The 4352-nt window shown below is 35.2% G+C and carries 6 protein-coding genes; 2 read left to right on the top strand and 4 right to left on the bottom strand.

From position 1 onward, the window contains the following. Window positions 1-360: 360 nt before the first annotated feature. Window positions 361-1215 carry a hypothetical protein gene (locus tag JW841_05085; GenBank protein MBN1960299.1) on the top strand — a complete coding sequence of 285 codons (855 nt, stop codon included), beginning with the start codon at window positions 361-363 and terminating at the stop codon, window positions 1213-1215. On the opposite strand, the gene JW841_05080 is transcribed toward JW841_05085, so the two are convergent. Next, window positions 1162-1833: a hypothetical protein gene (locus JW841_05080; protein MBN1960298.1), complete on the bottom strand. Its 672-nt coding sequence runs from the start codon at window positions 1831-1833 to the stop codon at window positions 1162-1164. The genes JW841_05085 and JW841_05080 overlap by 54 nt on opposite strands. 98 nt (window positions 1834-1931) lie before the next feature. On the opposite strand from JW841_05080, the gene JW841_05075 reads away from it, so the two are divergent. Next, a complete protein-coding gene (locus JW841_05075; GenBank protein MBN1960297.1) occupies window positions 1932-2537 on the top strand; it encodes a sigma-70 family RNA polymerase sigma factor in 606 nt (201 codons plus the stop codon). On the opposite strand, the gene JW841_05070 is transcribed toward JW841_05075, so the two are convergent. From JW841_05070 to JW841_05060, 3 genes are all read right to left on the bottom strand, one after another. Further along, a complete protein-coding gene (locus tag JW841_05070; protein MBN1960296.1) occupies window positions 2520-2918 on the bottom strand; it encodes a hypothetical protein in 399 nt (132 codons plus the stop codon). The genes JW841_05075 and JW841_05070 overlap by 18 nt on opposite strands. A 17-nt stretch (window positions 2919-2935) precedes the next feature. Then, window positions 2936-3085, bottom strand: coding sequence for a hypothetical protein (locus tag JW841_05065; GenBank protein MBN1960295.1), 150 nt, complete (start codon window positions 3083-3085; stop codon window positions 2936-2938). Then, on the bottom strand, window positions 3078-4352 hold a 1275-nt coding region (locus JW841_05060; protein MBN1960294.1), incomplete at its 5' end, for a HAMP domain-containing protein. The genes JW841_05060 and JW841_05065, both read right to left, overlap by 8 nt.

The following is a 4352-nucleotide window of genomic DNA, read 5'->3' as shown; positions in this document are numbered from 1 at the left end:
CTCTCTACGTCATGCCCTCGAAAGAGGGCATCCAGTAAAGCCTAATAAAATCGATCAATTACAGAGATGAGATCAAGAGTCAGCCATTGCGAGAGGCGCCGTGCCCGTTATCTTGTACATACTCCCACGGCACCTTGCCTTACCCGCCTTACCGTAGGAGTCATTGGCGACACCGAGCTAACTCGGAGCGCGATTTTTGGCGAACTCCACCGCCAATATTAATCTCATGACATTTAGCACGAAAGCAGCCTGGCTCCTAGTGCTATTGTAGTGCTATTGGTACGAGACACCATTAAATTAGCACTAGATTGTAACAGGTTAACTTGATAAAACACTAGAATTACAACAGACTTAAAAATTATGATAATCCCTTACTGTTTGCTTATAATTTACTATACCTCTACTGCCTTTAATAGTGCTGATGTTGACTCATCTGTATCTGAAAACAGTACTAATTTAAATAATCTATCCCCAGAAGCATTAAGGTTTTCAAAAAAATTATATGAAACCGCAAAGTGGGTTACTTCTGTAGAGAGCGCCTATATGATGGATGGTGGCTGGCGTGGTAATATTCGTATCGTTCCTCAGTTACCTGTTGGCAAATATCTTGTGCATCTTAAACACCTCAATGCTACCACTGAAGACTTTGCCGCTTTTTTTGCCGCTTTAACAACCTCTTCAAAATCAAAAATAAATTATCGCTGGCAAAACCTTCAAATAAAATTTTTTAAATCAGTTGGTCGTTCAACTCCTTCCGCTTACGCTAGTAACTGGTCTATTGCCTATAATGTAAACGGATCGCTGTTGCGTAATTCAGAAGGAGTGCGACTTACACTGTTTCATGAAATCTATCATCTCAATGACGAAAACCATCAAGATTGGTCCAGACGCATGCTAACTCCCTTTTATACAAAAATCATTAAACAGTGCACTATACGAGGACGTCTATCAAATGATTGCCTCAAACCTTTCGCCCCCGGAAAAACCAAAGTACGAGGTAGCGTATATTACGCTTTTCATCCAGGTGAAGGTGTTGAAGAATATGGTGCAGAATTAGCGCTGCGCTATTACATTGAACATCGTGAAATTTTATTAAAAAGGCATAATGTTAAAACGCCATTTAAATGCATAAATAAAACAAACGAAGAAGCTTGGGGCTTATTAAGTAAAGAATTTTTCGCGAGCGTTGATAAAACTGATCCATGTCGTCATTAAATTTTGGGCATCATATGGATGCAACAATAAACTTATCATAACTATTAAATGCAAAATTAAAACCATTAGACCTATATTTAAATATTTATAATCAAGCGAACCCCATAAAGAACGCGTTAATTTATTTGGCGGAGGTACAAATTGCATAGCAATAGTGAGACCTCCCCAATGTACTATTGCGCGTGTTGTTGGAGCTAATCGCCATTTATAACTATTACTGAAATCTCCATCTTGTTGAGCACCATATCTTTGCGATAAAACATCAAATTTAATAACATTACCTGCGAGTTCTACTTCGCCATCCATTTGATTAGTAAAAGTTAAAAAATATTCACCATCTCTATAGCGAATTAGTGGAAATTGTTGTGTTGGCAATCCCTCACTCGAAATAAATATTTGAGTGTTTTTTGTTTCACCAATGGTTATCATTGGCGATTTGTTATAGTAATTGATCCCAAGTAATATATCCCCCCAATATAATCTTAATTCAAGTACGCGGTTTTCCTCTGTCATTGCTGATTCGGGAGCAATGGCAGGATGTGGTGTACTTGCTATTGCCGCAACATCAAACTGATGGGTATTAATGCGTCTTAAAAAAAATGTGCTGTTTAAACTCATACTAATTAACAGCGAATTGTTGCCATTAAACCGGACAAAAAATATATTTTTTTATATGTACTTGAATTATTTTATATTTTTCTTATACTAAATCATTTATGCAAGTAATATCACTACCATCGCCTTGTACACCAACATCCTCTGCTCTCCTAGAAAATTTGGTTATGCGGGCAATAAATGGTGATCGCGATGCTCAGCAATCCTTACTTATTCGTTATCGTTACTTTATTAGAAGAACCATAAGATCACGACTTGGCTCAAAACTTAAATTACGCGAAGATACTAGCGATATAGAACAAAATGTGGCTTTAAAAATTCTTGGCTCCCTAGGCGATTTTCAATGGCAAAGTAAAAGCGCGTTTATCTCTTGGCTTCGTCGCTTAGTTTCAGATGCTATTATAGATATATCACGTTTTCAAAATGCCCAACGTCGTAATGCAAATTATGAAGTTTTAATCGATGAAGACCTTGTAAAATTTCCTAATTGTTCACCAGAAACTTGGCTAGATGAAAATCGACGTCTTAAGCAATTAGAATATGTGCTTGATCAATTATCTGATCAACAAGCTCAATGTTTAATATTGCATTATCAAGGCCACACTCATGCTGAAATTGGTGAAGTTTTTAATATTAGTGCTGAAGCTGCTCGTAAACAGGTAGCTAGAAGCCGTGCTAAATTGGTAACGCTATTGAGGCATCGTTAATACATCATCAAATGGTATTTCAATATTTTTTTCTAATACAATTGGAGTTGTAAATCCAATACCCGGCATGTTTATATTTATTATATTTTTCTTAATACAATCTCTTGTGCTATTAGTCAGCAGACCATTTCGTGGTGAAATATTAACACTAAGTATTTTTTCAGCAAATATTATAACCTTAATATGTATTCTCGGCACTACATAAGGCACCGTTCGATAATTGATACAATTTTTTAGTCTTGGTTCGGCTTGCAATAACGACCAGTTTAATAAACTCATAGCGGCGTTAATATTTTGCTGATTATATTCTTTGGTAATTTTAACTCGTTGCCAATGTTCTAATCCTAATGCTGTGAGTAGCCCAAATATCAAAATTATCATTGTTTTACGCAATATATTTATATTTGTTCTAAATCCCATAATCGATTAGCTAAAGTAGGAAATTTCGGAAACCGTAAAGCAAATTCCTCAATAGCTGGAGCTTGGTTTAGCAATACTAGCTCATCGTATTCAGCTAAAATGCTGGTGATAGTAATACTATTACCCACGTTTTAACTCGTTTTTTAATGCGGGTATACGAATATAAAACGTTGCTCCTTTACCAATCTCTGATGTTACATTTATTATACCTTTATGGTCGTGAATAATACGATTACAAATTGAAAGGCCCAGCCCTGTTCCTTGACCAACCGGTTTTGTTGTTACAAATGGATCAAATATTTTATTTATTATATTCTCTGCTATACCCGGGCCATCATCAGCAACAGTGCATAAAACAAATTCATTATTGGTTAATTCTGTAGTTATATATACATTTCCGCCGTTTGGCATTGCTTGTTGTGCATTAATTGCTAAGTTTAATAATACTTGCTCTAATTGGTTTACATTTCCTAAAATTATTAACTTCTCTTTTGCTAACGCTATATGTATCTGCACTTTTTGTACGCTTAAAGTATGTCTAAATACTTGTTCAGCTTCTTTCACAACATAATTAAAATCAATCTTTTGCATTATCACTTCATTATCAGCATGTGCAAATTTTAAAAAATTAGATAAAATTTCTTGGCAATGATTACCTTCGTATTCGATCTTTTTTAATAATTGTTCGGCTTTTTCTTTGTCTTTCTTTACCATACGTTGGGCAATTTGCGCGAAACCGATAATACCAGTAAGTGGATTTTTAACTTCATGAGTTATGCCAGCACCAAGTCTTCCAAAGGCTGCTAGTTTTTCAGATTGCACTAATTGGTGTTGTGCTTCTTTGAGTGATTTTGCCATTTGCATAAAAGAACGACTTAAATCACCAATCTCATCACGTGAGTGTATGTTAACATCAATATTATAATTACCCTCTCCAACTTTTTTACTTGCTCGCGTTAGTTTACGAATTGGTGAGGTTATTAATCTTGAGAAAATTATACTAGCAATAAAGGCTGCTAGTAAAATAATACCAGCAAACATAAGCGAACGTTCAATAAGTTTTCGATTTGCGGCTAGTGCCTGGCGTTTTTCTATCTGTGCTAATACTGTCATGCGTCCGATTTGCACTTTTGAATAGGCACCGATGATTTCTTCGCCGTCTTTATTTTTATATTCTTTTACACCTCCATTAATAACAGCAGCTAATTCATGTGCGGTTAGCCCATATGTTGGTATCTTATTATGATTAATTATCTTTGAAATATTACTATTAAGTAATATATTACCAAGTTCATCCAATAAATAAGTTTCGTGCATCTGTAATCTTTTAAAAATACGCATTAAATTTTCTATGGTTAAATCTATAATGATAACGTTTGCTGAAGATGCTTTCTT

Source organism: Deltaproteobacteria bacterium (genome assembly GCA_016931625.1).
GTDB lineage: Bacteria > Myxococcota > XYA12-FULL-58-9 > XYA12-FULL-58-9 > JAFGEK01 > JAFGEK01.
This window is presented reverse-complemented; position numbering and strand designations above follow the sequence as displayed.

Excerpts from the sequence above, each read along its gene's own strand:
- JW841_05085 (MBN1960299.1), top strand. The coding sequence starts at position 361 with ATGATAATCCCTTACTGTTTGCTTATAATTTACTATACCTCTACTGCC.
- JW841_05075 (MBN1960297.1), top strand. The coding sequence starts at position 1,932 with ATGCAAGTAATATCACTACCATCGCCTTGTACACCAACATCCTCTGCT.
- JW841_05070 (MBN1960296.1), bottom strand. The coding sequence starts at position 2,918 with ATGATAATTTTGATATTTGGGCTACTCACAGCATTAGGATTAGAACAT.
- JW841_05080 (MBN1960298.1), bottom strand. The coding sequence starts at position 1,833 with ATGAGTTTAAACAGCACATTTTTTTTAAGACGCATTAATACCCATCAG.